This is a genomic window from Formosimonas limnophila, from assembly GCF_014652675.1.
Lineage (GTDB): Bacteria > Pseudomonadota > Gammaproteobacteria > Burkholderiales > Burkholderiaceae > Hydromonas > Hydromonas limnophila.
Map to the genome: position 1 here is coordinate 1 of NZ_BMZG01000028.1, position 2,344 is coordinate 2,344.

The following is a 2,344-nucleotide window of genomic DNA, read 5'->3' on the forward strand; positions in this document are numbered from 1 at the left end:
ACAAAGATGTGAATAAGTACATGAAGGTAGGACTTGGTTATAACTTCACAGACTACAGCAGTGACTTGACTGATTTGGACTACGATCACAAAGGCTGGTTTATCAACATTTTAGGAAGGTTCTAAACAAGGGCAACAAATTTAAAACAAATGATTATTTAGTGGTGTAGCAGAAAAAAATAAGATGCATTCCGAAACAAAATCTAAACGAATATTTGCAATGTGGCGTGTGTTGATGATGGTGGTGTAAATCGCACACTAATATTGAGTTGACAAGGACTAATCGATTGTGCTGTCGGGTGTAAATTACCATTGGAGTGCCAAAATGAAACATTTTCTTAGATTGCTGCTCATTCTCTTTGTGTACTTGTGTAATAACTCGGCTTTGGCTGCTGGCGAGAAGGTTTTATTTCTGACCACGGTGGAGACAGACCCAGCTGCTGTTACGATAATTAATAATGCTCGAGCTGAGTTTGTAAACGCTGGTGCTGTTGTCACCCAGCAGTCGGTGCTGAGTACTGCTGGGGGGGTGACGAATGCGACCTTTACTGCGGCTGATGGCGGGGCGTATGATGTTGTTTTGATGGTTTCAGTTTTTGGCGCCATTGATTTAACCAACTGGACTGTGATAAATAACGCCATTGCCACAAGGCAGGCAAATAGTTTTGTTATGTTTATTGATGGGTGTTGTCAAACCCCAACTAATGTCAGTCAAATGATCAACGCTTTGGACTTATTATCTACTGCAACTATAACATCAGGCATACGAGATACTAACGCCTATTTCTCAAATTTAAATACTGGTTCGCCTAACTCGGGTAGTTTTTCTGGTTTAAACCCAGTGGCATTAGCAGATTTGACATACATTAATGGCGTACCAAAAGATAATGTATTGTATTTGACTAGAGGTGCTACCGCACCTGTTTTAACAGCCACAGCCACTGCTGCAGCGGCTATCTTTACTAAAAAAGACTCATACAATGGAGCTGGAGCTTGTGTTATTGCCACGGCTGATGCTTCACCCTTCCAAAGTGTTCCAGATCTTTATGCAAATAACCGAGGTAAAATTGGCCCAGCTTACTTAAAGGCCGCAGGTTTTGGGGGGGCTTGTGCTGTGACCGCTCAGGTTGTTAAGTCTTTTGACAAAACGACGATTGCTGGCGGTAAGACAGCCACTTTAACCATAAAGGTAAACAGTACATCAACAACACCGACCACAGGACTAAGGTTGGTTGATAATCTACCTTCTCCTTTGCAAGTCGGTGGAGCGGTTACAAGTACATGTTTAGGAGGAGCGCTGAGTGCGCCAGTTGGCGGTACAAGTGTGACGTTAACAGGAGCTACTTTACCTGCTTCCGGCTGTGAAATTACTGTGCCAATTGTTTGGCCTGAAAACTCATTCTGTGGGCTTTCTGGTAAATCAGTAACAAATACGATTACCCCAGGGCCAGCCCCGACGGGTCAATTCAGTACAGATGAAGGGCAAGTAAACACCCCCACTTCGGCCAGCATCTCTTGCCAAGCTCAAAAAGTTGATTTGGTACTTAAGAAACAGTGGGCTGGTGTGGGTAATTTAAATGACATCGTGACAATTCCTGCAACGACTGGGTTTACAAACAATACAACGCAATTCACATCTACTAACCTTAATACGGATAATGCGACAACTGGCGCAGCAGTACAAGTTGCGGTTGGGGATGTAGGTACTTTGCCTGCGGAGATTTTTAGCACACCAATCAATGCAAGTAGCTACGCCAGTTCTTCCTGGGTATGTAGCGATGGAGAAAGTCCAGCCATCATTGTGCCCCAAGGCGGTCAGCTTACTGTACCTATTGCATCGGCAGATAAAACCTTGACCTGCACGTTGCAAAATACTGCCCTTATAAAAGGTATTGGCCTCACTAAAACCGCAGGGACACCAAGCGGCAACACGGCAGGCAGCACGATTGTTTACACGTTCACAGTTAGCAACACAGGGAATGCGACGTTGACGCCGATAGTATTGACGGATGCGAAGCTTGACGCCCCAGCGACGTGTGTCTCAAATAGCTTAGCACCTGGAGTGAGCACCACCTGTACGGGCACGCACACCATCACACAAGCGGAGGTTGATGCAGGCAAGGTTGATAATTCTGCTTCTGTCAGTGGTACTGCACCAGATACTAGCGTTGTTAGTGCAAATGCAACGGCGAGCAGTTCAATTAGCCTTAGCCCGGTCATTAGCCTCACCAAAACCGCAGGGACACCAAGTGGCAACACGGCAGGCAGCACGATTGCTTACACGTTCACAGTTAGCAACACAGGGAATGTGACGTTGACACCGATAGTATTGACGGATGCGAAGC

Annotated in this window: 1 protein-coding gene; it reads left to right on the top strand. The window is 45.6% G+C overall.

What is annotated here, in order from left to right; all coding sequences use genetic code 11:
- Nucleotides 1-324: 324 nt before the first annotated feature.
- Nucleotides 325-2,344: CLIPPER-2 domain-containing protein (locus IE082_RS10970; protein ID WP_189493951.1), on the top strand; the 2,020-nt coding region annotated here is incomplete at its 3' end.